The 23,769-nt window shown below is 61.9% G+C and carries 25 protein-coding genes; 18 read left to right on the top strand and 7 right to left on the bottom strand.

Going from position 1 to position 23,769, the window contains the following annotated elements:
- Window position 1: 1 nt before the first annotated feature.
- From POI8812_RS14265 to POI8812_RS14285, 5 genes are all read right to left on the bottom strand, one after another.
- The gene (locus POI8812_RS14265; protein ID WP_108783291.1) at window positions 2-715 is read right to left on the bottom strand and encodes a GNAT family N-acetyltransferase; all 714 of its coding nucleotides are present in this window, start codon (window positions 713-715) and stop codon (window positions 2-4) included.
- Window positions 715-1,221, bottom strand: a complete 507-nt coding sequence (gene dut, locus POI8812_RS14270; RefSeq protein ID WP_108783292.1) for a dUTP diphosphatase — start codon at window positions 1,219-1,221, stop codon at window positions 715-717. The genes POI8812_RS14265 and dut overlap by 1 nt, the downstream gene beginning before the upstream one ends.
- Window positions 1,218-2,402 (bottom strand): bifunctional phosphopantothenoylcysteine decarboxylase/phosphopantothenate--cysteine ligase CoaBC, encoded by a 1,185-nt coding sequence (gene coaBC, locus POI8812_RS14275; protein WP_108783293.1) that lies wholly within the window; start codon window positions 2,400-2,402, stop codon window positions 1,218-1,220. Before coaBC ends, dut begins: the two co-directional genes overlap by 4 nt.
- A complete protein-coding gene (locus POI8812_RS14280; RefSeq protein ID WP_162844970.1) occupies window positions 2,399-3,208 on the bottom strand; it encodes a ChaN family lipoprotein in 810 nt (269 codons plus the stop codon). Before POI8812_RS14280 ends, coaBC begins: the two co-directional genes overlap by 4 nt.
- A gap of 98 nt (window positions 3,209-3,306) precedes the next feature.
- A complete protein-coding gene (locus tag POI8812_RS14285) occupies window positions 3,307-4,185 on the bottom strand; it encodes an RNA polymerase factor sigma-32 (protein ID WP_108783295.1) in 879 nt (292 codons plus the stop codon).
- 114 nt (window positions 4,186-4,299) lie between these two features.
- Between POI8812_RS14285 and cobU the strand changes: the two genes are divergently transcribed.
- The 3 genes from cobU to POI8812_RS14300 are packed head-to-tail and all read left to right on the top strand — an operon-like array spanning window position 4,300 to window position 6,389.
- Complete coding sequence (cobU, locus tag POI8812_RS14290; RefSeq protein ID WP_108783296.1) at window positions 4,300-4,842, top strand: bifunctional adenosylcobinamide kinase/adenosylcobinamide-phosphate guanylyltransferase; 543 nt, start codon at window positions 4,300-4,302, stop codon at window positions 4,840-4,842.
- Window positions 4,839-5,393, top strand: coding sequence for a histidine phosphatase family protein (locus tag POI8812_RS14295; protein ID WP_245895432.1), 555 nt, complete (start codon window positions 4,839-4,841; stop codon window positions 5,391-5,393). Before cobU ends, POI8812_RS14295 begins: the two co-directional genes overlap by 4 nt.
- A gap of 12 nt (window positions 5,394-5,405) precedes the next feature.
- Window positions 5,406-6,389 carry a glutathione S-transferase gene (locus tag POI8812_RS14300; RefSeq protein WP_245895433.1) on the top strand — a complete coding sequence of 328 codons (984 nt, stop codon included), beginning with the start codon at window positions 5,406-5,408 and terminating at the stop codon, window positions 6,387-6,389.
- A gap of 78 nt (window positions 6,390-6,467) precedes the next feature.
- On the opposite strand, the gene truA is transcribed toward POI8812_RS14300, so the two are convergent.
- Window positions 6,468-7,229 (bottom strand): tRNA pseudouridine(38-40) synthase TruA, encoded by a 762-nt coding sequence (gene truA / locus POI8812_RS14305; protein WP_108783298.1) that lies wholly within the window; start codon window positions 7,227-7,229, stop codon window positions 6,468-6,470.
- Window positions 7,230-7,327: 98 nt separating this feature from the next.
- Here truA and POI8812_RS14310 point away from each other — a divergent pair, with 98 nt between their 5' ends.
- The 3 genes from POI8812_RS14310 to POI8812_RS14320 all read left to right on the top strand — a co-directional run bounded on the left by POI8812_RS14310 (window position 7,328) and on the right by POI8812_RS14320 (window position 10,259).
- On the top strand, window positions 7,328-8,752 hold the full coding sequence (locus POI8812_RS14310) for a YcjX family GTP-binding protein (RefSeq protein ID WP_245895434.1): 1,425 nt from the start codon (window positions 7,328-7,330) through the stop codon (window positions 8,750-8,752).
- Window positions 8,749-9,759: a YcjF family protein gene (locus tag POI8812_RS14315; RefSeq protein WP_108783299.1), complete on the top strand. Its 1,011-nt coding sequence runs from the start codon at window positions 8,749-8,751 to the stop codon at window positions 9,757-9,759. Before POI8812_RS14310 ends, POI8812_RS14315 begins: the two co-directional genes overlap by 4 nt.
- A 65-nt stretch (window positions 9,760-9,824) precedes the next feature.
- Window positions 9,825-10,259, top strand: coding sequence for a GNAT family N-acetyltransferase (locus POI8812_RS14320; RefSeq protein ID WP_108783300.1), 435 nt, complete (start codon window positions 9,825-9,827; stop codon window positions 10,257-10,259).
- 24 nt (window positions 10,260-10,283) lie between these two features.
- Here the strand turns inward: POI8812_RS14320 and POI8812_RS14325 are convergent, their stop codons facing one another.
- On the bottom strand, window positions 10,284-11,615 hold the full coding sequence (locus POI8812_RS14325) for an amidase (protein WP_108783301.1): 1,332 nt from the start codon (window positions 11,613-11,615) through the stop codon (window positions 10,284-10,286).
- A 110-nt stretch (window positions 11,616-11,725) separates the two neighbouring features.
- On the opposite strand from POI8812_RS14325, the gene POI8812_RS14330 reads away from it, so the two are divergent.
- From POI8812_RS14330 to POI8812_RS14385, 12 genes are all read left to right on the top strand, one after another.
- Window positions 11,726-12,952, top strand: a complete 1,227-nt coding sequence (locus tag POI8812_RS14330; RefSeq protein ID WP_108783762.1) for an FAD-dependent monooxygenase — start codon at window positions 11,726-11,728, stop codon at window positions 12,950-12,952.
- 191 nt (window positions 12,953-13,143) lie between these two features.
- Window positions 13,144-13,668, top strand: coding sequence for an SRPBCC family protein (locus tag POI8812_RS14335; protein ID WP_162844971.1), 525 nt, complete (start codon window positions 13,144-13,146; stop codon window positions 13,666-13,668).
- A gap of 26 nt (window positions 13,669-13,694) precedes the next feature.
- The gene (locus POI8812_RS14340; protein WP_108783303.1) at window positions 13,695-14,045 is read left to right on the top strand and encodes a YciI family protein; all 351 of its coding nucleotides are present in this window, start codon (window positions 13,695-13,697) and stop codon (window positions 14,043-14,045) included.
- Window positions 14,042-15,250 carry an RNA polymerase sigma factor gene (locus tag POI8812_RS14345; RefSeq protein ID WP_108783304.1) on the top strand — a complete coding sequence of 403 codons (1,209 nt, stop codon included), beginning with the start codon at window positions 14,042-14,044 and terminating at the stop codon, window positions 15,248-15,250. Before POI8812_RS14340 ends, POI8812_RS14345 begins: the two co-directional genes overlap by 4 nt.
- Window positions 15,251-15,341: 91 nt before the next feature.
- Window positions 15,342-16,541, top strand: a complete 1,200-nt coding sequence (locus tag POI8812_RS14350; protein ID WP_108783305.1) for an aminotransferase class I/II-fold pyridoxal phosphate-dependent enzyme — start codon at window positions 15,342-15,344, stop codon at window positions 16,539-16,541.
- Window positions 16,538-19,165: an FtsK/SpoIIIE family DNA translocase gene (locus tag POI8812_RS14355; RefSeq protein WP_108783306.1), complete on the top strand. Its 2,628-nt coding sequence runs from the start codon at window positions 16,538-16,540 to the stop codon at window positions 19,163-19,165. The genes POI8812_RS14350 and POI8812_RS14355 overlap by 4 nt, the downstream gene beginning before the upstream one ends.
- 18 nt (window positions 19,166-19,183) lie before the next feature.
- Window positions 19,184-19,495 carry a hypothetical protein gene (locus POI8812_RS14360; protein ID WP_108783307.1) on the top strand — a complete coding sequence of 104 codons (312 nt, stop codon included), beginning with the start codon at window positions 19,184-19,186 and terminating at the stop codon, window positions 19,493-19,495.
- Between the two features lie 130 nt (window positions 19,496-19,625).
- Window positions 19,626-20,234, top strand: a complete 609-nt coding sequence (locus POI8812_RS14365; protein WP_162844972.1) for a LolA family protein — start codon at window positions 19,626-19,628, stop codon at window positions 20,232-20,234.
- An 85-nt stretch (window positions 20,235-20,319) separates the two neighbouring features.
- Window positions 20,320-21,237: a sulfite exporter TauE/SafE family protein gene (locus tag POI8812_RS14370; protein ID WP_108783309.1), complete on the top strand. Its 918-nt coding sequence runs from the start codon at window positions 20,320-20,322 to the stop codon at window positions 21,235-21,237.
- A complete protein-coding gene (locus POI8812_RS14375) occupies window positions 21,234-21,998 on the top strand; it encodes a TIGR02186 family protein (protein WP_245895435.1) in 765 nt (254 codons plus the stop codon). Before POI8812_RS14370 ends, POI8812_RS14375 begins: the two co-directional genes overlap by 4 nt.
- A 73-nt stretch (window positions 21,999-22,071) precedes the next feature.
- Window positions 22,072-23,217 (top strand): Acg family FMN-binding oxidoreductase, encoded by a 1,146-nt coding sequence (locus tag POI8812_RS14380; protein WP_108783311.1) that lies wholly within the window; start codon window positions 22,072-22,074, stop codon window positions 23,215-23,217.
- A complete protein-coding gene (locus POI8812_RS14385) occupies window positions 23,195-23,659 on the top strand; it encodes a MarR family winged helix-turn-helix transcriptional regulator (protein WP_108783312.1) in 465 nt (154 codons plus the stop codon). Before POI8812_RS14380 ends, POI8812_RS14385 begins: the two co-directional genes overlap by 23 nt.
- Window positions 23,660-23,769: the final 110 nt, after the last annotated feature.

A 23,769-nucleotide genomic window follows, 5' to 3' on the forward strand; every position in this document is an offset into this window, starting at 1 on the left:
CTCACAGCGCTTTCTCGAATGTCAGACGGGTTGCACCATGGCCAAGGTCGGTACGGTGGACCTCTGTCCAGCCCTGACGAAGATAGAACTCGGGAACCTGCCAACTGAACGTGTAGAGGCTTGCAATATGACAACCGCGACGGCGTGCCTCTTCCTCTGCTCCGGTCAGCAGGGCTGCACCAATCCCGTGGCCGCGCATCGCCTCATCAACATGCAGCACCCGGATTTCGGCAAGACCCATGGTGATGCCCACACGCAAAGCGCCTACGACCTCACCCCGTTCATCCCGCCATGCCAGCGAGAAGGTCTCGCGGCTGAAATGCGGTGCCTTGTCGTTGAGCGCCAGAAGCTTGCCAAGCTGTTCGGCAAATAAAGCGTCGTCCTGTTCAATCAGCCGCAGGCCCGGCTCGGGCAGGGCGGTCTCAGCCTCTTTTCCGCGCGCTTTCTTACGCGCTTCGCGCAGCACCAGCGCATAGAGCACGATGGGAAAGAGGAAGATTGAGAGCCAAAACACCGCGACGACGCTTTCACCCATCTGTGCGCGGAACACTTCCGACGGCAGCAGTGCAACCGTGATCACGATGGCGCCCAGCACCGCGCCGATCAGCGCACCGCGCCGACCGCCAAGGATCAGGGCGCCTGCCCCAGCCCCCAATGCGGCGAAGACCAGCAGGCTGAGCAATCCACCGCTTGCGAAGACGCTCAGGACGCTCATCAGATGCGCGGAGTTGAGCGGCCGGTAGAGCCGAAGCCCCCTTCACCACGTGCCGTTTCGCCAAGGCTGTCTACTTCGTCCCAGACGATTTGCGTGACCGGGGCCAGCACCATCTGCGCGATGCGATCGCCGTGACCGATATCGAACAGCTCATGTCCCTGATTGATCAGAATAACACCAATCTGGCCGCGATAGTCGCTGTCGATGGTGCCGGGCGCGTTGGCGACAGTGACCCCGTGGCGCAACGCCAGGCCAGAGCGGGGTCGAACCTGAATTTCATAGCCGCGTGGTATCTCAACCGCGAGGCCGGTCGGGATCAATGCCCGGCCGCCCGGCATCAGCGAAATGCCCCGCTGGCGCTTGTCGTCCCCGAAATTGGCCAGCAGATCCATGCCGGCCGCACCACCAGACGCATAGCTGGGCAAGGGCAGTTCCAAATCCGCACCTTGCCAGCGGCGCACCCGCACGGTCACATCGCGGACGGCAAGTTTCAGGCCGGTATTCATGACAACTCCTCTGCCAGACGGGCCGCAATGCGCCGCGCGGTCTGATCTTTGCTCAACCGGGGCCATTCCTCGACATCATCTGCCGTGACTAGGATGGCGGCATTCTCATCCCCGCCCATGATCCCGGTCTCTGGCCGCACATCATTCGCGACGATCCAATCGCATCCTTTGCGCGCGCGCTTAGCTTGCGCATTGGCGATCACATCATGGGTTTCAGCGGCAAAGCCGATCACGATTCCAGGGCGATTGTCGCCTTGCGAGACCGTGGCGAGGATGTCGGGATTCTCCGCGAACTGCAGCGCTGGAAGCGTGCCGGAGCCGTCTTTCTTCATCTTGAGGTCAGATGCATTTTCCACCCGCCAATCGGCAACGGCGGCGCAGAAAATCGCGGCGTCCGCAGGCAAAGCGGCCTGAACCGCATCGGCCATCTGCCGCGCAGTCTCCACTTCGACCACCCGCGCCCCGCTTGGGCGCGCGGCGGCGGCCGGACCGGTCACGAAGGTGACATTTCCCCCCAGCGCGAGCACGGCCTCGGCCAATGCTGTGCCCTGTGCACCGGAAGAGCGGTTGGCGATATAGCGCACAGGATCGATCGGCTCGTGCGTTGGGCCGGACGTGATCAATACGTGCTTCCCGGCCAGTGGACCGTTGCGCAGTGCGCCATTTACGGCCTCTGCGATGGCTGCAGGTTCCGCCATGCGACCCGGTCCATATTCACCGCACGCCATATCCCCCTCATCCGGCCCTACCACCGCAATGCCATCCTCACGCAGGGTGGCGAGATTGCGTTGCGTGGCCGCGTGGGTCCACATGCGAACATTCATCGCGGGTGCGATCATCACGGGAGTATCCGTGGCCAGAAGCAAGGTGCTGGCCAAATCATTGCAGAGCCCATGGGCCATCTTTGCCATAAGGTCTGCTGTTGCTGGTGCGACGACGATAAGATCGGCGGAGCGCGACAACTGGATATGACCCATCTCTGCCTCATCGGTCAGATCGAACAGATCGCGGTAGACCTTTTGTCCAGACAGGGCACTGGCGCTGAGCGGCGTGACAAACTCCTCAGCAGCCCGCGTCAGGACAGGCGTTACGGTGTGCCCGCGCCGGCCAAGTTCCCGGATCAGGTCCAGTGACTTATAGGCTGCGATGCCGCCACCGATGATCAGCAGGATACGGCTCATCGTGTGATCCCGAAGGCAGCACAGGGGTCTTCGCCCGCCGGAAGTGGCTGAACGCGCACCTCGTTGAATGGCTCGGTGCTGTCGGGGCCAACCTGCCCAATCGACCAGACGGCCAGATCAGGGTTTGCTGTCAAAAGACCACGCGGAGCCCCCCAGTCGATGCGCGCATGGCCGTTTCCGGTGATCAGCACCACCGTGCCGCCGCGGGTCCGCTCCCGCGCCAGAAGAACGGTCTGCGCCAGAACCGCATCGCGATAGCGCTGCGCCTCTACAAATCCGCTCATGGCGCGCAGCGGTACCGCCCCGCAATGGGCATCGAACTGGGCTTGTTCACGCGTCGCACGCTCCGCCGGGGCGAGCGGTACTGTCAGTCCGTATCGCGCGGCCTCTGCGCCAAATGCACTTGCAGCCCCCTGCAACCGTGCCTGACGGACATCCGCGTCCGGCGCAGCCGCCCCGAGTATAAGTGCCGAGGGTGCGGCCCGCATGATCTGTGCATAAAGCCCGAAATCTGGCCACCCGCTTTGCGCCCATCCAAGGCGTTGCGCGATATCCCGATCCGAGGCGCCAGCCTGTAAGAGACCGTTCAGGCGGGCGGTGTCGGCACCATCCACCTGTTCGAACACGATGGCGGCGGGCTGAAGCGAAGCAACCAGCGCGGCCTGATAGGCGTGATGGTCCGCCACGCCATGCACCTCACCGATTATCACGACATCGGCGGTTTGAACGGGATCAGGTTCCGGCTCCCGCTCGGCACAGGCGGCCAGCGCAAAAGCGATCAGGGTCAGGATCAAAGGCAGGCGCATGCCATCCCTCCGCAAATAGACAAAGCCCCCGAAGCGACAACGCGCCGGGGGCTTCATATCAGGCAGTCTGGCACGGGTGCGCAAGCAGTTTCGCGTGCTTACCCCAGCTCCAGCAACTCGGCAGACGCACCGTTTTCGGCTTCGAGACGCTTGCGCAGCTTGCGCAAGGCCTGCGCTTCAAGCTGACGAATACGCTCCTTGCTGAGCCCCAGCTCGTTCCCGAGGCTTTCAAGCGTGCGCGGATCGTCACGCATCTTGCGCTCGATCACGATCATCTTCTCGCGGTCCGTTAGGGCCGTCATCGCGTCTGCAATCCAGCCGCGCACGCGGATCAGATCGACATCGTCGCTGACGGTTTCTTCGGCCTGCGGGCTTTCATCTTCCAGCGCCTCGACCCATTCGCGACCTTCGTCGCCGGCCTGTTGAGCGTTGAGCGAGAAGTCAGAGCCGTTGAGCCGTGCCTCCATCATCTCCACATCCCGCAGGGGAACACCAACCTCGGTCGCGATCATTTCGCGCATTTCGTGACCGGACACGGTGTCATCCATCGCCGTCTCACGCTCAAGCTTGGCCTTCACGCGCCGCAGGTTGAAGAACAACGCCTTTTGGCTGGAGGTCGAGCCGGTCCGCACCATCGACCAGTTGCGCATCACATAATCCTGGATCGATGCCTTGATCCACCACACGGCATAGGTCGAGAAACGCACACCGCGATCCGGGTCGAACTTCTCCGCAGCCTTCATGAGGCCCACACCAGCTTCCTGGATGAGATCGGGCATAGAGGCGCCATAGCGGCGATATTTCGACGCCATCGATACGGCAAGCCGCATGTAAGCGTTCACGAGCCGGTGCAGCGACCGCTCGCACCCCTCGTCTCGCCAGGCACGGGCGAGCATCAGCTCCGTTTCCGCGTCCAGCATTTCGGCACCCATTGCTTGACGGGTGATGGAACGGTGTCCTGAATCATCCAAAGCCATTTTGAGCCTCCATCCGTTGTGATCGCGGTGTCTTCCCGCTTATCTTGTTTATGCAGCTGCGGACCATTCGGTTCACTTTAGGCTGCGATTTTTCTGAGCGTCTGTTGGTAAGAAATGTTAAAAAATCTAAGCATCATCCTGGGCGGCGCGCGGTCAGGGAAGTCAGGCTTTGCTGAACGGCTGATCGTCGCGGACGGTCGCGCGCGGGCATATGTCGCCACAGCGCAGGCTTTCGATGCAGAGATGAAATTGCGGATCGCAGACCACCGTGCTGATCGGGGACAGGATTGGGAAACCATTGAGGAACCGCTCGCGCTGGTCGGCGCGATGCAAGGATTGGAACAGCGCGGGTTCAATGGGATTATCCTCATTGACTGCCTCACCTTGTGGCTCTCCAACCTTCTGTTGGCCGAGCAGGATCTCGAAGAGAACACGAGCGCGCTGTTGAGATATCTCGCGGGCGCGACGTGTCCGGTGGTCTGTGTGTCCAACGAAGTAGGCATGGGATTGGTTCCCGATAATAAACTGGGAAGACGCTTTCGTGACGCCCAAGGCCGCCTGAACCAGCAAATTGCAGCGCAGGCGGACCTTGCCGTGTTCGTCGCCGCGGGCCTTCCCCTCGTGTTGAAAGGCACCTTGCCGGAGAAATTTTTGTGAGAAATTGGTGGTTTATCCGACATGCTCCGACCCATGAGCGGCGCATGGTTGGCCAGCTCGACATTGATGCGGATTTTTCTAACGCGAAAAGCGTAAACAGATTGTTTCCAGTTTTACCCCAAAACGCTTTGCATCTTTGCTCCGATCTGACCCGGGCGCGTCAGACTGCCGCAGCGCTGAATTTGAACCCGCATTTCGATCCCCGCCTGCGTGAGATCAGTTATGGGGAATGGGAGGGGTTGGCCTTCGATGCTGCACCTGACCCAGACCTTGCCCGCGCCTTTTGGGAAAGCCCTGGCGATATCGCCCCACCTGGTGGCGAGAGCTGGAATGACCTCTCCGCGCGCGTCACCGCGCTGATTGATGAGGTGAATGCCGCAGGCGATGGTCCCGTCATCGCGGTTGGCCATATGGGCAGCATCCTTGCGGCCCTGTCTTATGCGACCGGATTGCCGCCGGAACGGGCGTTGAGCTTTCGGATTGACCCCCTCTCGATCACCCGGCTCGACTATCTCGATGGTCCATGGGCGATAAGCTGCGTCAACGCGTGATCCGATGCCGTGATGGGTACCACGCCAAATGCTGATTGGACCGATGCGGCCAAGACCGGCCAGAATGCTTTCACGAAGACAGGAGAGTACATCATGACTTGGGACATTCTCATCGGCGACCGTACCTATTCGAGCTGGTCGCTGCGCGGCTGGCTGTTGTTTGCCGGGTTTGAGACACCCGTAAATGTCTATCACGGTCGGATGTATTCGGATGAGCTTGAAGCGCTGAAAACGGATTTTGGTGCAGGTCGGCTCGTTCCGCAAATGCGGCGGGGCGATGTGCGGGTGTGGGACACGCTCGCCATGGCAGAGACGCTGGCGGATGAAAACCCGGCCATGTGGCCAAGCGATCCGGCTCAGCGAGCCTTGGCGCGCGCCATGACCGCCGAGATGCATTCCGGATTTGGGGCATTGCGCAATGACTGCACCATGAACCTGCGCCACGCCTATGAGGGGTTCGAACCCTCTGACGCCGTGCGCAAAGATGTCGCCCGGATCGAAGAGCTCTGGTCTACGGCACACGCCATGGCGGACGGCGGACCGTGGCTCTTCGGCGCCTATTCCATCGCAGATGTCTTCTACGCTCCGGTGGCCACCCGTATTGCAACCTACCGTCTTCCGGTGGGCGCGGTCGCGGCGGAATATGTCAAAACAACGCTTTCCCATCTTCCGCTGCGCCAATGGCGTGCGCGCGGCATCGCAGAGAATTACGTGCAACCGGGCTATGATCTAGAGCTGCCCCGCATGCCGTGGCCCGGGCCGACGGCCCCTGCAGGGCGCGTAATCGAAGGCGTGGACCCGATCAACAAGACATGTCCGTTTTCGGGCAAGCCGGTGCGTGCGGACTCTATTGGCTTCATCAACGGGGCGCCGATCGGATTTTGCAACACGTTCTGCCGGGACAAGGCCATTGCTGATCCAGGTGCCTGGCCTGAACTGTCCGCGATGGACGGATTTTGCCACGCCGTTGAGGATCGTCTCGCAATAGATGACTGACGGATTGGGTATTTGGGACCAATCCGAAATCACCTTCGGATTGGCTCAAATACCCAGATCCTGACGGAAGCCGCGCACTCAACCTCGGCTGAAGAGCGGGATCGGGTACCCAACATCCATCAGGTAGAGGCCGCAGGACGGCGCGACCGGGCCGCAGGCCGCGCGATCTGCCGCGCGCAGGGCTGCGCCAACATCGTCCGGCTGCCAGCCGCCCGAACCAACCTTTTCCAGAGTTCCCGCAAAGCTGCGAACCTGATTGTGGAGGAAAGAACGGGCTTCGACATGGATGTGAATTTCCTCTCCCACCGCCTCGATGTCGAGCCTGTCCAGCGTCTTTACCGGACTTTGCGCCTGACAATTGACCGAGCGGAATGTCGTGAAGTCATGTTTGCCGATCAACTGTGCGGCTCCGGCCCGCATGGCCTCGATGTCCAAGCGGTTTCGGGTTTGCCAGACACGACCAAATTCCAGCGCGGTGGGCGCTTTGCGTGACAGAAGCCGATAGAGATAGCGCCGTGACCGCGCGGAAAATCGGGCGTGAAAGTCATCCTCTGCCGCCACAGCCTGCAGGATTGAGACGGGTTTGGGGCGCAAGTGATGGTTCACTGCCTGTTGCAGCCGGTAAGGGTCCCACGCCGTCGGCAGGTCCACATGTGCCACCTGACCGCGCGCATGCACGCCCGCATCCGTCCGCCCGGCTCCGGTGATCAGAGGGTTCTCCGGCATGATTTTTGCCAGCGCCTTTTCAATCGCCTCCTGGACAGACGGATGCTTGTCCTGGCGTTGCCAGCCTGAGAAAGGCGCGCCGTCATATTCGATGAGAAAGGCATATCTGGGCATGATCCGGGGCCTAGTGTGTAACGGCGCGCTTGCCAAGCCCTCGAAATCCCGGCGTCGGGCCGCCATATTGAGCGCGACAGCTAGAATATGAGGCATCTTTGGGCATCACCGACATAACAGATGGCGTTCTGCGCCGGATCGAGGATGCGCAGGACGGTGCGCGGGAGATGCTGCTTGACCCGGTCGTACGCCTCGGCGTGACGGGGTTGAGCCGGGCGGGCAAGACCGTCTTCATCACCTCGCTTGTCGCCAATCTGCTTGAACGCGGGCGGATGGCGCAGATGGGCGCGGTGGGCGAGGGCCGGATCGCGTCAGTCTATCTTCAGCCGCAACCCGATGACAGCCTGCCGCGCTTTGATTTCGAGGGGCATCTGGCAAAGCTGACGGCCCCTGATCCGACATGGCCCGACAGCACCCGCGCGATTTCCACGTTGCGCCTGTCGATCCGCGTGCAGCCAAAGGGCCTGCTGAGCGGCCTCAGGGGATTGCGCACGGTCCATCTGGATATTGTCGATTATCCGGGGGAGTGGTTGCTCGACCTGCCGCTGATGACGCTCGACTATGCCCAATGGTCCGAGCAGGCCCTCAACGCCGCACGGTCCCCGGCGCGGCGCGATCATGCCGCGCAATGGCTGGCCGGGCTCGATCAGGTCGATCCCGCCGCAAAGTTGGACGAGAGCGTTGCTGGCGAACAGGCCCGCGCCTTCACAAATTATCTGGCCGCGATGCGCGCGGCGGGCCTGTCGGACTTCGCGCCGGGGCGGTTCTTAATGCCGGGTGATCTGGAAGGGTCCCCCGCGCTTACCTTTGCCCCGCTGCCCAAGCCGGACAAGGGCGGCTCACGCTCGCTCTGGCGCGCGTTCGAGCGCCGCTTTGAAAGCTATAAGCGGCTGGTCGTCAAACCCTTCTTTCGCAATCATTTTGCGCGCATCGACCGTCAGATCGTGCTGATCGACGCACTTGGCGCAATCCATGCCGGACCGCAGGCCGTTGCCGATCTGCGCGGCTCCATGGCTGATATTCTGGAGGCTTTCCGCCCCGGCCCCAATTCTTGGCTGACGAGCTTTATGGGCCGCCGGGTGGAGCGGATCCTGTTTGCTGCCACCAAGGCCGATCACCTGCATCACACCCAACACGCAGAGCTGACCGCGATCATGGAGGCACTCGTCGCAGATGCCCGCAGGCGCGCTGATTTTCGCGGCGCGCAGACCGGTGCGATGGCGCTGGCCGCCGTGCGCGCAACCGTCGAACAGATGGTGGATCATGGCGGGCAGGAGCTTGGCATGGTGCGCGGTCGCGCGCTCGACACCGGGCGCGACATCGCATTGCACCCCGGTGATCTGCCTCGCGATCCCAACGCGCTCATCGGCATGGCGACCAGCGGGGCGCAAAGCTGGCTCGACGACGGTTATTCGGTGATGCGGTTTGCGCCGCCGCGCCTGACCGGGATCGCGGGGGAGGGACCGCCGCATATCCGTCTCGACCGGGCGGCTGAATTTTTGATCGGGGATAAGTTGCGATGAGCGAGGAACCAAAGCGCCGCGGACCGGTCATTCTGGAGCAGGACTTGCCCGCCGCAGACGTTACACCGCAGACGGCGGCGCCTATTCTCGACGCCCCGCGACCGGCAATGGTGCGCGCCACAGCTCTGGCCGCGCGCCAGCAGCCACGGGGATCATGGCTTGCGCGCCTTTTCTGGAGCGCGATGGTCGCGCTCTTGGGAATTGCCATCACGACGAGTGCGTGGAGCTTTGTCGAGGGGCTGATCCTGCGCAATCCGCTGCTTGGACAGATCACGCTGGGCCTGATGGCGATCCTTGTTTTGACCATCGTCGCCTTTGTGTTGCGGGAGTGGTTGGCCCTGATGCGCCTGGGGCGTGTCGACACGCTTCGCCAATCCGCTACGGCGGCGCGCACTGGATCCTTGCAAGAGGCGCAGGCCGTCGCCAAGCGGGTTGCGCAGCTCTATGCGGGCCGGGCGGAATTGCGGGCGAAGGAAGACCGGATCGCGCGTCGGATCGACGATATGCTCGACCCGGACGCCGTTCTGGCAGAGGCGGAACGCGGCTGGCTGACCCAACTCGATGCACAAGCGGTTGAGGAGGTTGGAAGCGCCGCTCGAACCGTCGCCGGTGTCACCGCACTTGTCCCGCTTGCGTTGATGGATGTGTTGACCGCAATGAGCGCGAATATCCGCATGATCCGGCGAATTGCTGAAATCTATAATGGGCGCACGGGTTTCTTTGGCTCATGGCGACTGTTTCGGGCGGTCGCCACTCATCTGGTTGCAACCGGTGCGGTCGCTGTCGGCGACGACGTGATCGGGGCGGTCGCAGGGGGCGGTGCACTCGCCAAGCTGTCTCGCCGGTTTGGTGAAGGGGTGGTAAACGGTGCGCTCACCGCACGCGTCGGTGTGGCCGCGATAGAGGTCTGTCGCCCCATGCCCTTTGCCGCGCTCGACCGTCCATCGGTGCGTGGCATTGCCAGCCGTGCCCTGGGCGGCCTGTTTGGAAGCCGCGAAAAATCTTAAATATTTGCGCCCTTGCAGCGACGCCCGTTTCCATCAAATTTGAAACAAAGCTGACAGGAGCCACCATGACCGTCGAAATCGGATTTGCCACCACGCCCGAGGATATCGCCGCTTGTATGGAGGTGCGTCGGCAGGTGTTCGTCATTGGTCAGAACGTGGATCCCGAGCTCGATTTTGACGGGCTCGACGATGAGGCGATCCACTTCATTGCCCGCAAGGACGGAAAGGTTGTCGGCACGGCACGGTGGATTGTGGACGGGCCGAAAGTGAAGTTCGGGCGCCTGTCCGTGCTCGATGAAATGCGCGGACAAGGCATCGGCACGCTGATCTTTGATCGTATGGTGGAAGAGATGCGAACGCGTCCCGACCTGACTTATGCCAAGCTCAGCGCCCAGATCGGGCCGATGCATGTCTACCGTGATCGCGGCTTTGTCGAGATCGGAGAGCGCTACATGGAGGCGGGCATGGAGCATCAGGACATGGAACAGCATTTCGACTGAGCCGTGCCGGAGCGGATCAGCTCGTCAGCGAACGCCCAGCATGCGTTCCATTTCCGATGCAACGCGCAGCAGTTTTGCTTCACCGAACGCCGCACCCATTGCCATGATCCCGCAAGACGGTGTGCCAGTGGGCAAGGTGATCGCAGACAGGCCCAGCAGATTGCCGATGCGCGTGTTTTGCAGTGCCAGCAGGTTCTCCGCTCGATAAAAGTCGAGATCGGCGGCAAGATCGGCCACTTTCGGCGGCGTGATGGCTGCGGACGGGATGAGGACTGCATCAAAGGCGGAGACCTCTTCCCGCCAGATGGCCCGCAATTCTTCAAGCCGCTTACGCTTGCCGATGTAGTCCCAGGCCGCGACTGCCTCTCCTGCGCGGAACCGGGCCTCGACCTCCGAAAACATCGTGTCAGGATGCGCGGCGATCCGCTCTCCATGCGTGGCCCAGGCCTCTGCGATGAAAAGCGGCCCGCCATTGGCCATTGCCTCCGCGACGGTCTCGCTCGTGATCCGAGTGATCTGCGCGCCCGCTTTGGCCAACGCATCGACGGCGGTCTCGAACGCTGCACGCGGTGCGTCCCGTGCGTCTTCGACGGCGACCGTGTCCAGCACCGCGAGGTTCAGCGTCGGATGGGTGCCCGCCAGATCCGGGGCCTTGGGGCCGCCAAGAGCCTCCAGCATCAACGCCGCGTCCTCGACCGAGCGGGTCAGGGGGCCAACCGTATCAAAGAACGCGCAGAGCGGCACGACCCCGTCCAACGGCAGCAATGTTGCGGTGGTCTTCAGGCCAACAAGGTCGTTCCAAGCCGAGGGCACGCGGACCGACCCGCCCGTATCAGACCCGATCCCGACGGCTGCCAGCCCGTGGGCAACGGACGCCGCTGCACCGGATGAAGATCCGCCCGGAACGGCGTCTGGGTCGTGAATATTCGGAGGTGTCGCTGTCACCGGATTGTACCCGATGCCTGCAAAAGCCAACTCAGTCATATGAGTCTTGCCAAGGCAAACTGTCCCATGCGCCGCCGCCGTTGCCAGGACCTTTGCATCCGCATCAGGCAAGCGGCCCTTCAACAGGGCACTGCCCGCCTCGGTCTCGGTTCCTGCGGTGTCGAACAGGTCTTTCCATGAGATCGAAACCCCGTCGAGCGGCCCTTTGCGGGTTCCGGCCTTCGCCCGTTTCGCCGCGGCCATGGCCTCGGCGCGCGCGCGCTCAGCGGTGGTGCGGGCATAGATTGACTGGCCGGCGGGATGATTTGAGATGGCGTCCAGATAAGCCTCTGTCATCTCAACAGGATCAAGCGTGCCTGCGGCGATGGCTCGTCCCTGATCGGCGGCAGTCCAATTGAGGTGATCTGTCATCTGAAGCCCTTCTCTGGTCAAGCGGAGCCTAGCCGGGTGCTCTCCCGGCGGCAATCGGGCGCGGCTCTTGCCAGTGGACAATCCCTGCTCAGCGACCCCATATGCAAATCATGAATTATGATTGCGATATCGCCATTGTCGGCGGCGGTTTGAATGGCCCCGCCCTCGCCCTTGCGCTTTCAGGCGCTGGATTTTCGGTGACGTTGATCGACGCGTTGCCGGTCGAGACACGCGCGGACCCAGCATTTGACGGACGCGCTTACGCCGTTGCGTTGACGTCGCAGAACCTCCTGCGTGCGCTCGGTATCTGGTCCGCGGTTGAAGATCATGCACAGCCCATTCTTGATATCGTGGTGAGTGACGGTCGCGCAGGGCAGGGCGGCTCCCCGCTTCATGTGCATTTCGATCATCGCGAGATCGAGGAGGGACCGTTCGGCGCGTTGGTCGAGGATCGCCACTTGCGCAGCGCGCTGATCGCAGCTGTCGCAGCCAATGAGCAGATCACCATGCGCGCGCCAGAGCGGGTTGTTGCTCAACATGTCGACAACACAGGCGCGACGCTGACGCTTGAAAGCGGCGAGAGCCTGCGCACCCGTTTAATCGTCGGCTGTGATGGCCGCGCGAGCGGCACGGCGGAGCGGGGGGGGATCGGGCGTATGGCCTGGGGATACGACCAGACCAGCCTTGTCTGTGCGATTGAACATGAGAAACCCCATGATGGCGTTGCCCACCAAATGTTCTTCCCCGAAGGACCACTGGCGATCTTGCCGTTGCAAGGCAATCGCTCCTCTATTGTCTGGACAGAGGAGACGACGCGCGCAAACGCGGTTCAGGCAATGTCGGACGTTGGGTATCTGGCGGCATTGCGTCCGCGCTTTGGTGATTTTCTGGGTGATATTCGCCTTGCCGGGCAACGCTACACCTATCCGCTGGGGCTGAGCCTTGCGCGCAGCTGGACGGCAGATCGGATCGTGCTGGCCGGTGACGCGGCGCATGGTATTCATCCGCTCGCCGGGCAGGGCCTGAACCTCGGCCTGCGCGACATCGCGGCTCTTGCGGAAGTGCTGACGGATGCAAAGCGGCGGGGTGAAGATTTTGCCCGTGCCAGCGTTCTTGAGCGATATGTGCGCTGGCGCCGGTTCGATACAGCCGGTCTTGCCATCGCAACGGACGGGATCAATCGGCTGTTTTCCAATGACAACCCGATTTTGCGCGGTCTGCGCGATCTGGGCCTTGGTGCGGTGAACGCCGTGCCGCGCGCCAGGCGCGGGTTCATGCGGGAAGCGGCGGGGCTAACGGGCGACCTTCCGCGATTGCTTTCGGGACGCGCGCTCTGACCGCGCGATCAGATGGGTATTTTTGCCAATCCGAAGGGCGCAGGTTTCGCGCGCGAAACCTTTTATCTTTCATTTTCAGGGGTTTGTCGTTAACGCAAAATTAATTTTTGCAGAAATGTCGATCCGGGCCGGTCCCGTTCGTCATGGATGTGAAGGCGATGTGCCTTCGGATCATGATGAAAGGTTTAGACATGGCCCTTGCTTCCACTTTGACGGTCGGATCCGCGCTGGTGGCGCTTTTGGCGGCGGCTCCCTTTGCCCTGCCACGTGCACAAGTCATCGAGCGTACTGCGGTCGTTGCCGCTGACCCCAGCATTGTATTCGATCTGATCGAGAGCTCTGCCGGATATCAGCGGTTCAATCCCTATCGGGATACCGATGCCGAATTGCAGATCACGCCTTTTGGGCCTGAGGCCGGCGTCGGGTCAGGCTTTGCCTTTGAAGGACGGGAAGGGACTGGGACACAGACCGTGACCGCCGTGACCCCGGACCGAGAAATTGTCCATCTGATCGACCTGGGCGCGATGGGGCAGCCCGTTCAAACTTTCACGCTGACCCCGGTTGCCGGAGGGACGGAGGTGCGTTGGGCGATCCGCTCGGAATTCGGACTGAACCCGATTGGTCGCGTGTTTGGCCTGTTTATGGACGGGATGCTGGGACCACGGCAGGAGGCGGGGCTGGAAAACCTTTCCGCAACGCTCACCCCTCAGGCATAATCAACTATAGGAAAAGGAATAAACTCATGCGCTACACCCTGTTTCTCTACAGCAATGAAGCTGACTTCGCCGATGTTTCCAAAGCCGATATGGACGAGAGCAAAGCCGCGTTCGGTGCCTATATCGGCGCATTGAAAGAGGCCGGCGTCTTTGTTGATACCGATTGGCTGCAACCCAGCATGACCGCGACGACGATCACGCTGAAAGGTGGTGAACGTCGGGTGCAGGACGGGCCTTATGCGGACACCAAGGATCAGTTGGGCGGCTATTTCGTGCTGGATGTCGCGGATCTGGATGCTGCACTCGACTGGGCGGCCAAGTGTCCGTCGGTTCACTATGGCTATGTCGAGGTGCGTCCGACGGCCTTTCCTGCATGACTGATGCGGCGGCCCGCGCGACAGAGGTGGCGCGGGCGTCTTATGGGCGGCTTGTTGCGTTGCTTGCAGCCCGAAGCGGCGACATTGCCGGGGCTGAGGATGCGCTGGGCGATGCGTTTGCGCGCGCGTTGCAACGGTGGCCTGAAGAGGGTGTTCCCGACCGGCCGGACGCCTGGCTGATGACCGTCGCGCGCAACAGGATGAAGGATCGGTGGAAAAGTGCAGCCGAGTGTCGCCGCGCGCCAGAAGCGGCTGCAGAGGACATCATGGCCGAAATCACAGCGATAGACCCGGAGGGCATTCCGGATGCGCGATTGCGTCTGATGTTTGTCTGCGCACATCCCGCGATAGACGCCAAGGTACGGACGCCGCTTATGTTGCAAGTCGTTCTGGGTCTGGACGTCGCCACAATCGGCCCTGCCTTTTTGGTTCCACCAGCCACATTGGCGCAACGCCTGGTGCGGGCGAAGCGCAAGGTGCGCGACGCGGCCATTCCGTTTTCCCTGCCCGGTCGGGAGCATATGCCAGAGCGGCTCGACGCGGTGCTTGAGGCGATCTATGGCGCGTTTTCTGTCGAAGCTGGTGAAGAGCTGCGGGAAGAGGCTGTCTATCTGTCGGACATGATGGCCGCGCTCATGCCTGAAAGCGCAGAGGTGTTGGGGCTGGGCGCGCTCTTGCTGTTTGCGTCTGCCCGCGATGCGGCGGCGCGGGTGGAGGGTCGGTTCGTGCCATTGGCAGAGCAGAACGTCGGTCTGTGGGACCGGATGCGCTTGCGACGTGCGGAGGTGATGCTTGCGCGCGCGGGGGCGATGGGGGATCTGGGACGGTTCCAATTGGAAGCTGCAATTCAGGCCGTGCATTGTGATCGGGCCAAGACGGGGGAGACCGACTGGCGCGCAATCGAGCATCTTTATGTGGGCCTGATGCAGACCGCACCGACCGTAGGCGCGGCGGTCGGGCAGGCCGCCGCGGTTGGCGAGGTGCATGGCCCCCGCGCCGGTTTGACCGCACTCGATCGGATCGAGGCAGACGCGCTTGCCGTGCACCAGCCCGGTTGGGCCGTGCGCGCGCATCTTCTGGCGCGGGATGGCCAGACGCGGGCGGCGGCGGCCGCTTATGATCGAGCGCTGGGCCTCAGCTCGGACGCGGCGGTTCGGGCGTGGCTTTCTGCGCGGCGCGATGCGCTTTCACCGCAACGGATTTGAGCGGAATTTGGCTCAACACTGGACCGGAGGGGTGTCGGGCGGCTATTCTGCACTCAACGGGACGCCATGATCCCGAACCATGAGGCCAGTTATGCAGTATCCCCAGCGGTTTTCAGACCTGCCGGAATACGCCTTTCCGCGTCTGCGCGCGCTGCTTGCGCCGTTGATTCCGGGTGGGGCGGAATTGCCGATGTCAATTGGTGAGCCAATGCACCCGTTGCCCGCGATGTTGGGTGAGGTGTTGGCCGCGAATGTCGGGGGCTATGCGAAATATCCCCCCAATGAGGGTCTTCCCGAGTTGCGTGCCGCGCAAGCGGCGTGGATCAAGCAGCGCTATGGTGTCGAGAAGGATCCCGAGACCGAAATTCTGCCGCTGAACGGGACACGCGAAGGTCTGTTTGCGGCCTGTGTCGCGCTGGTTGCGGAGCGCAAGAACGGGGACCGGCCGGTCGTGCTGCTGCCCAATCCGTTCTATCAGTGCTATGCCGTGGCGGCGCTGACAGCGGGGGCGGAGCCGGTCTATGTGCCGGCACTTGCCCAGAACGGCTTTCTGCCCGACTTTGCCAGTGTGCCTGCCGATCTTTTGGCACGGACGGCGGCTGTTTACATGTGCTCTCCCGCGAACCCGCAAGGCGCGGTTGCGGATCGTGCCTATTGGAGCGCATTGCTGGATCTGGCGGAGACGCATGATTTCCGGATCTTTGCGGATGAATGCTATTCGGAGATCTGGCGCGAAACGCCTCCGACCGGGGCGTTGGAGGCGCTGGGCCCGCATGATCCTGAACGGCTGATGGTGTTTCATTCCCTGTCGAAGCGCTCGAACCTGCCTGGACTGCGCTCCGGCTTCTGCGCAGGGGGGGCACGCAGTATCGCTGCGATGAAGCAGTTGCGGTCTTATGCAGGGGCACCCTTGCCCATTCCGGCCCAGAAGGCGGCCACGGCAATCTGGTCTGACGAAGCGCATGTTGAGGACAATCGGGCGCTGTACCGTGAGAAATTCGCGATTGCGGATGAGGTTCTGGGCAATACGCCGGGTTACACCAGCCCGGAGGCTGGGTTCTTCCTGTGGATCGCGGTGCGCCATGATGAGGAGATGACGCGGCGCCTGTGGACGGAGCATGGCGTGAAAGTGCTTCCGGGGCGCTATCTGAGCCGCAACACCGATACTCGCTTTGGCGGTGGAAACCCCGGTGCAGGGTATATCCGCGCGGCCTTGGTCGCGCCCGCCGATGATGTGCGGCGCGGGCTTGAGGCCATTCGGAACGAGATTGAGAGGGAGCGGCAGCCATGACGTTTTTCACAGAGTCCGCGCCGCGTGAGCCTTTGCTGGGCAAGACGGTTCATGCCTTTCTCAGCCGGATTGCTGGACGGGCCTTGGGGGCTGCGTTTCTGGCGCTTTCGGTTGTGCTGGCTGTCGTGCTCTATACCTGGTCACCGGATGATCCGAGCTTCCTGAACATCGTGGATCGCGCGCCGCAAAATGCGCTTGGCGCGTTCGGGGCCAATTTGGCGGGGCTGCTGATGCCCGCCATTGGTCTGGCTGCCTGGGTGCTGCCGATCAGTCTTTTGGTGTGGGGCGCGCGCCTGGTCTTGCGGCGCGGAGAGGAGCGGCTGTTTCTGCGCTTTTTGTTGTTGCCCTTTGCGCTGCTGGTCACGGCCGTCTTTGCGGCGGCGCATGTTCCCTTCGTCAGTTGGCTGCCCGACTACGGTCTTGGTGGCCGGGCGGGTGATGGGCTTGCGGGCTGGTTGCTGGGCCTTTTGCCTATGGCGCCCGGCACTGGGGTTCGGGCCATCGCCTTTGTGGGCATCGTGGCCTTTGTTCTGATCAATGCGCTGATGTTGGGGGTGTCGCGGGCAGAAGCGCGCCTTGTGCTGAGGGGCTTTGCGCGCGGATTGCGGCGGGTCTGGGTCGTCGCCCTTGCTATGCTTGCATGGCTTTGGTCCAAGCGTGGATCGGTCGTGCCCGCCCGGCGCGCGCGGGCGGATGACGCGGAACCTGCCGCGCCCGTGTCCCGTGTACGGCGCGAGCCGGGATTTGACGCCGGTACGGCGGACCCAGCGCCTGCCCAATCGTTTGGTGCAGATGATGGGGTTGCCGAAATCGATCACGATGCGGACGAGGAAGAAGCGCCTGCAAGTTCGCCGATGAGGTTGATGGAGCGGATCAATGCGGCCATGGCGCGAGACGCCGAGCCGCAGACCGCATCTGACGCCGATCTGTTGGACGAAGAGGATCAGCCCGAAGCGGTCACGACTTACTCCGCGCCGGACGCGGCGCGCACAGAGCCGGTATTCAAGCCGGTGGTGCAGCATCCGCCAAGCCGCCCGGTCGCCAAGTCCCAGCGGGCACAGGCCGAGGAGCAGCCGCGGTTCAAGCTGGACGACGAGGAAGACGGATATGAGCTTCCGCCGCTGTCGCTGTTGGAGAGCCCGCAGGGCCTTGTGCGCCACCAGTTGAGCGAAGAGGCGTTGGAACAGAACGCCCGTATGCTTGAAAGCGTATTGGATGATTATGGCATTCGCGGAGAGATCGTCTCTGTCCGGCCCGGCCCCGTTGTGACGATGTATGAACTGGAGCCAGCGCCGGGTCTGAAAGCATCCCGTGTGATCGGGTTGGCGGACGATATCGCACGTTCGATGTCGGCCCTTGCGGCACGTGTCTCGACCGTGCCGGGCCGCTCGATCATCGGAATCGAACTGCCCAATGAGAACCGCGAGAAGGTGTTGTTGCGCGAGATGCTGTCGGCGCGGGCCTATGGTGACAGCAATCACAAGCTGCCGCTGGCGCTCGGCAAGGATATCGGCGGGGAGCCGGTGATCGCGAACCTTGCCAAGATGCCCCACTTGCTGATCGCAGGGACGACCGGTTCGGGTAAGTCGGTGGCGATCAATACCATGATCCTGTCGCTGCTCTATCGTCTGACACCCGACGAGTGCCGCCTGATCATGATTGACCCCAAGATGCTGGAACTGAGCGTCTATGACGGCATCCCGCATTTGCTCTCGCCCGTTGTAACCGATCCGAAGAAAGCGGTGGTTGCACTGAAATGGACGGTTGCGGAAATGGAAGAGCGCTATCGCAAAATGTCCAAGATGGGTGTGCGCAACATCGACGGCTATAACAGCCGGGTCGAGGACGCCCTGTCGAAGGGAGAGAATTTCTCTCGCACGGTACAGACCGGTTTTGACGAGGATACCGGGGAGCCGATTTTCGAAACGGAGGAATTCGCCCCCGAAAAAATGCCCTTTATCGTGGTGATCGTCGACGAGATGGCGGACCTGATGATGGTTGCGGGCAAAGAGATCGAAGCGTGCATTCAGCGCCTTGCGCAGATGGCGCGGGCGTCAGGTATTCACCTGATCATGGCGACGCAGCGCCCGTCGGTCGACGTGATTACCGGCACGATCAAGGCCAATTTCCCGACGCGGATTTCGTTCCAGGTCACGTCGAAAATCGACAGTCGCACGATCCTGGGTGAGATGGGGGCCGAACAGCTGCTGGGCATGGGCGACATGCTCTATATGGCGGGTGGCGGTCGCGTGACCCGTGTACATGGCCCGTTCTGTTCGGACGAAGAAGTGGAGGAGGTCGTCAACCACCTCAAGGCGCTGGGCGCGCCCGAATATGTCTCGGGCGTTGTCGAGGGGCCGGATGACGGGGCCGAGGCGGATATTGACCTCGTGCTCGGTCTTGGCGGCAATACTGGTGGGGAAGACGCGCTCTACGACCAGGCTGTTGCCATCGTGGCGCGGGATCGGAAGTGTTCGACCAGCTACATCCAGCGCAAGCTTGCCATCGGCTATAACAAGGCCGCGCGCCTCGTTGAGCAGATGGAGGATAATGGTGTGGTCAGTCAGGCCAATAAGGTCGGCAAGCGCGATATTCTGGTGCCCGAGCCCGTGTCCCACGGATAGATCGGGCGTGGAGGTCGTATGCTGATTGAGGATCTTGGCCTGCTCATCGTGGCAATTGTGGTCTTTGCGTTGAACCTGTGGCTTTTGCGACGGGTGGCTCGGGATGAGGCCCAAGATGCGGCGGGTGCGGATCTGCCGCCATGGGAGCAGGTGATGGGCGTCACTGTGCTCGGAGGGTTGATCGCACCGGCCTATATCTGGATTGCGCGCGGAGCGGACCGACCGCGTGCGCGGAAGAATGCGCACTTGCGGATCGCGCTCTATGCGCAAGCGGCGTTGGCGGTGTTGGTTGCGGGTCTTGTCGGTTCGCTCATTCTTTATCCGTCCTGACGCGAAGCGGCGGTTTCTGCGTGAAACCCTCCTGCCAGTATTGGAACTGGATTTGCTGCTTTTCGCGCACTCTCGCCAAAGTGACATTGACCGTCTGGAACCAACCGCGGCGCATGCGCATATATATGCCATGAAACGAAGAACATTTATCGCGGGCTCTACGGCCCTGGCTGCACTGGGCCTCGCGTCGGCGGGTCACGCGCAGGGAGCTGAAGAGCTGGCCCGGATCGACACCTATCTGAATGCGATGCGCGAGGCGGGCGGCCGTTTCGTGCAGTTCAACAGCGATGGTAGCCGATCCGAGGGAGAGCTATGGATCCGCAAGCCGGGGCTGATGCGTTTCGAGTATGATGCGCCGCATTCCCATGTGGTGATTTCTGATGGCGTCTGGGTGGCTGTTGTCGACCGCCGATCCAATGACGATGCGAACCGCGTGCCGTTGAGCCGCACGCCGCTTAACCTTATCCTGCGGGACAATATCGACCTGCTGCGCACGGGGGCCGTTCAGCGGATCCGCAAGAGCGGGGCGGAGACGCGGTTAATCATGATTGATCCGGACGAGCCGGATTCTGGCACGTTGGAGATGGTGTTCACAGAGAACCCGCTGAGCCTGAGCCGCTGGATCACGACCAACCCGCAAGGTCAGCGGACGGAAATCCAGCTGACCGATTTGCAGGAAGGTGTTTCCATTCCGCGCGGCATGTTCTCAATCGAAGCGGCCCTGACCAACCGGGGCTAAGGAATCGGGGGTGCGCGGGTTGTCTCTCTGACCCGCGCGCGCCACAATGCAGCCCTGACGCGCCACCTGCCGCGAAAGGGCTGAAATGCAGCTCTACCTTCCTATTGCCGAAGTCTCGGTCAACATGTTCCTGCTGCTCGGGCTGGGCGGAGGTGTCGGTGTGTTGTCCGGCCTGTTCGGGGTCGGCGGCGGATTTTTGCTGACACCGCTTTTGATCTTTATCGGCATTCCGCCCGCGGTGGCGGTTGCAACTCAGGCCCCACAGATCGCGGGGCTTTCGCTGTCTGGGACGCTCGCGCATCTGCGACGGCGGACTGTCGACCTTCGCATGGGGACAGTGCTGTTGAGCGGGGGCCTGGTTGGATCCGCAACCGGTGTTTGGGTCTTCCGGTTGCTGACGGAGTTGGGGCAGGTCGATCTGCTGGTCTCGCTGGCTTACGTGATCTTTCTGGGCGTCGTGGGCGGCTTGATGTTCTGGGAGAGCGTCGGGGCGCTGCGGCGAAGCAAAGGTGGCACGGTTGTCGTCAAACCGCGAAAGCGGCATGGCTGGGTGCATGGATTGCCGCTGAAGATGCGGTTTCGGGCGTCGCATCTCTATATCTCTGCGATCCCTCCGTTTGTGATCGGGCTTTTGGTTGGGGTGTTGTCCGCAATCATGGGGGTTGGTGGCGGGTTCATCATCGTTCCCGCGATGATCTATATCCTTGGGATGCCAACGGCTGTCGTGATTGGGACGTCGCTGTTTCAGATCATTTTCGTGACCGGGTTCACGACCCTTCTGCACGCCACGCAGACTTACTCGGTGGATGCGGTGCTTGCCCTTTTGCTGTTGGTCGGTGGTGTTGTCGGCGCGCAGATCGGCGCCCAGATCGCGGTTAAGCTGCGAGCCGAACAGTTGCGCATCCTTTTGGCGGCCATGGTTCTGCTGGTCTGTGCAAAGTTGGGCTATGATCTGATTGTTGAGCCGTCAGAGCTTTACTCCCTCGGGCGGATCGCGCTGTGAGGGGGGTGCTTGCCGCTCTATTCTGGTTGTGCAGCCTGTTGCCGGTATTGGCGGAGCAGGTCATTGCAGACCTCAATCAAAATCAGGTTGCGATCACCGCGACATTTGATGGTTCGGAAATCTTCGTTTTCGGTGCTGTGCGGCGGGACGCGCCTGTGCCCGCTGGGGCGGGGCCCCTTCAGGTTCTGGTTTCCATCGTCGGCCCAGAGGGGCCGATTGATGTGCGGCGCAAGGAGCAGGTCGCCGGTATCTGGATCAACGCCGATACTGTCGAGATAGACAGCGCCCCCTATTTCTACGCAATGGCCACAACTGCGCCCTTGCGCGAGGTCATCAGCCATACAGAGCAGATGCGTCAGCGGATCGGGTTGGAGCATCTGGTCAAGCTGATCGACGCACCGGCCGACGTGGCCGATACCCCAGCCTTTCGCGAGGCGCTGATGCGCGTGCGCAGCCGCGAAGGGCTGTATGAGGAATTGGTTGGGGCTGTCACGTTGCGGGATGAGACCCTTTTCGACGTATCGGTGCGGTTGCCTGCAAACCTCGTGGAGGGTGATTACCGCGCGCGTGTCGTTCTGACCCGTGATTTGGAGGTCGTCGACAGTGTCGAGCAGACAATTGCTGTTCGGCGCAGTGGATTTGAGGATTGGGTGTATACGTTGGCCATGGACAAGCCGTTGATTTACGGTCTGCTTTCCTTGGCCATTGCTCTGTTTTTGGGGTGGGCCGCCGCGAGCGTGTTTCGATATGTACGCTCTTAGTTAGTGCAATATTGCACTTGATTGGTGCGATATCGTACCATATATCTCTTTCAGTCATCTGAAGGAGAAGCCCATGTCTATTTCACGTCGTCAGACCCTCGCCCTGTTGGGGGGAGGCGTTGTCATCGCTGCCGCCGGTGGTGCTGCTACATTTGCGGGAACCCGGACGCCACACCGGGCGCTCGCACCCTGGGCCGAGGCGGGTACCTATGGTGACGTGCGCCTGAATGCGCTGAGCCACGCGATCCTTGCGCCCAATCCCCACAATATGCAGCCTTGGGTGGTAGAGTTGGTTGGAGAGGACTCATTCCTCCTGCATGTCGATCGTAGCCGCCTGTTGCCGCAGACGGATCCTTTCAATCGGCAGATCACCATCGGTTTGGGATGCTTTCTGGCTCAGATGGAGATTGCGGCATCTCAGACAGGTCACGGGATCGAGTTGACGCCCTTCCCCGAGGGCACGCCGGAGGATTTGCTGGACGACCGGCCTGTCGCGCATGTGCGGTTCATCCCGGATGCTGTGGACCCCGATCCGCTCTTCGCTGCGATCCCGCACCGCCGCTCAACCAAAGAGCCGTTCGACATGACGCGCCCGGTGTCGGCATCCGATCTTTCGGGCCTGACCGGTGGTTTCGGAGCTGTGGACATCCGCGCAACAACAGCGTCCGACCGGGTTGCCGGTATTCGGGAACTGATGTGGGATGCCTGGCTGATCGAATATGAAACGCCAGCAACCTTGAAGGAAAGCGTTGACGTGATGCGTTTTGGCCGGGCTGAAATCAATGCCGCCCCGGATGGTATCGATTTGGGCGGAGCGTTTCTGGAAGGCCTGATGATGGCCGGGCTCCTGAATGCTGAACAATTGCTGGAGCCGGGCACGACGGCCTATTCCACGGGGATCACGATGTATCGCGAGATGCTCGATGCGACCCCCGCTGCCATCTGGCTGACCACGCCTGGAAATTCGCGGGTTGAACAATTGGCGGCTGGGCGTGCGTGGTTGCGCCTGAACCTTCAGGTGACGGCAGCTGGACTGGCGCTGCATCCGGTCAGTCAGGCGTTGCAGGAGTTTCCGGAAATGGCAGAACCCTATGCGCGTGCGCATGCGATGCTTGCACCAGACGGGGGGACCGTGCAGATGCTGGGGCGGATCGGTTTTGCCGATGCCGTACCGCTGACGCCACGCTGGAGCCTGCATGACAAACTCGTCACCTCCTGACCCGCAGGGTGTTGGACAGATCTTTGCGCTGTTCAACGAAATCGGGATCATCGGACAGTTGAGCCGCACTTTGTTCGAGGCGCGGCTCGAACCGGGTATGACGATCCACCAATTCTCGGTTCTGAACCATTTGATGCGGGTCGGTGAAGGCACGACGCCGCAGCGTATGGCTACAGCCTTTCAGGTTCCCAAGACCTCGATGAGCCACACGGTGGCTGGCTTGGTCAAACGCGGCTACGTCACGCTTGAACCCTCACCCACTGATGGGCGGTCGAAATGCGTATTCACCACCGAAGCGGGACGCGCGTGCCGCGACCGTGCGATCGCAGCCTTGGCGCCCGATATTGCAGAGCTTGCGCCGCAACTGCCCGAGGGGCTGGTCGAGGCACTGCTGCCGCACCTTGTCACCTTGCGCGAGGTGATGGACGCCGCGCGCGACTGAACGGAGCGCAGTTTCACGGCCAAAGCGTCGCGATTGTCTGAAAACGACCCGTGCCCGTCGAATTAGAACTTGCCCCTGCCTGCACCGCCGCGCTTGGCTGTGACAAGGAC

Source organism: Pontivivens insulae, assembly GCF_900302495.1.
Lineage (GTDB): Bacteria > Pseudomonadota > Alphaproteobacteria > Rhodobacterales > Rhodobacteraceae > Pontivivens > Pontivivens insulae.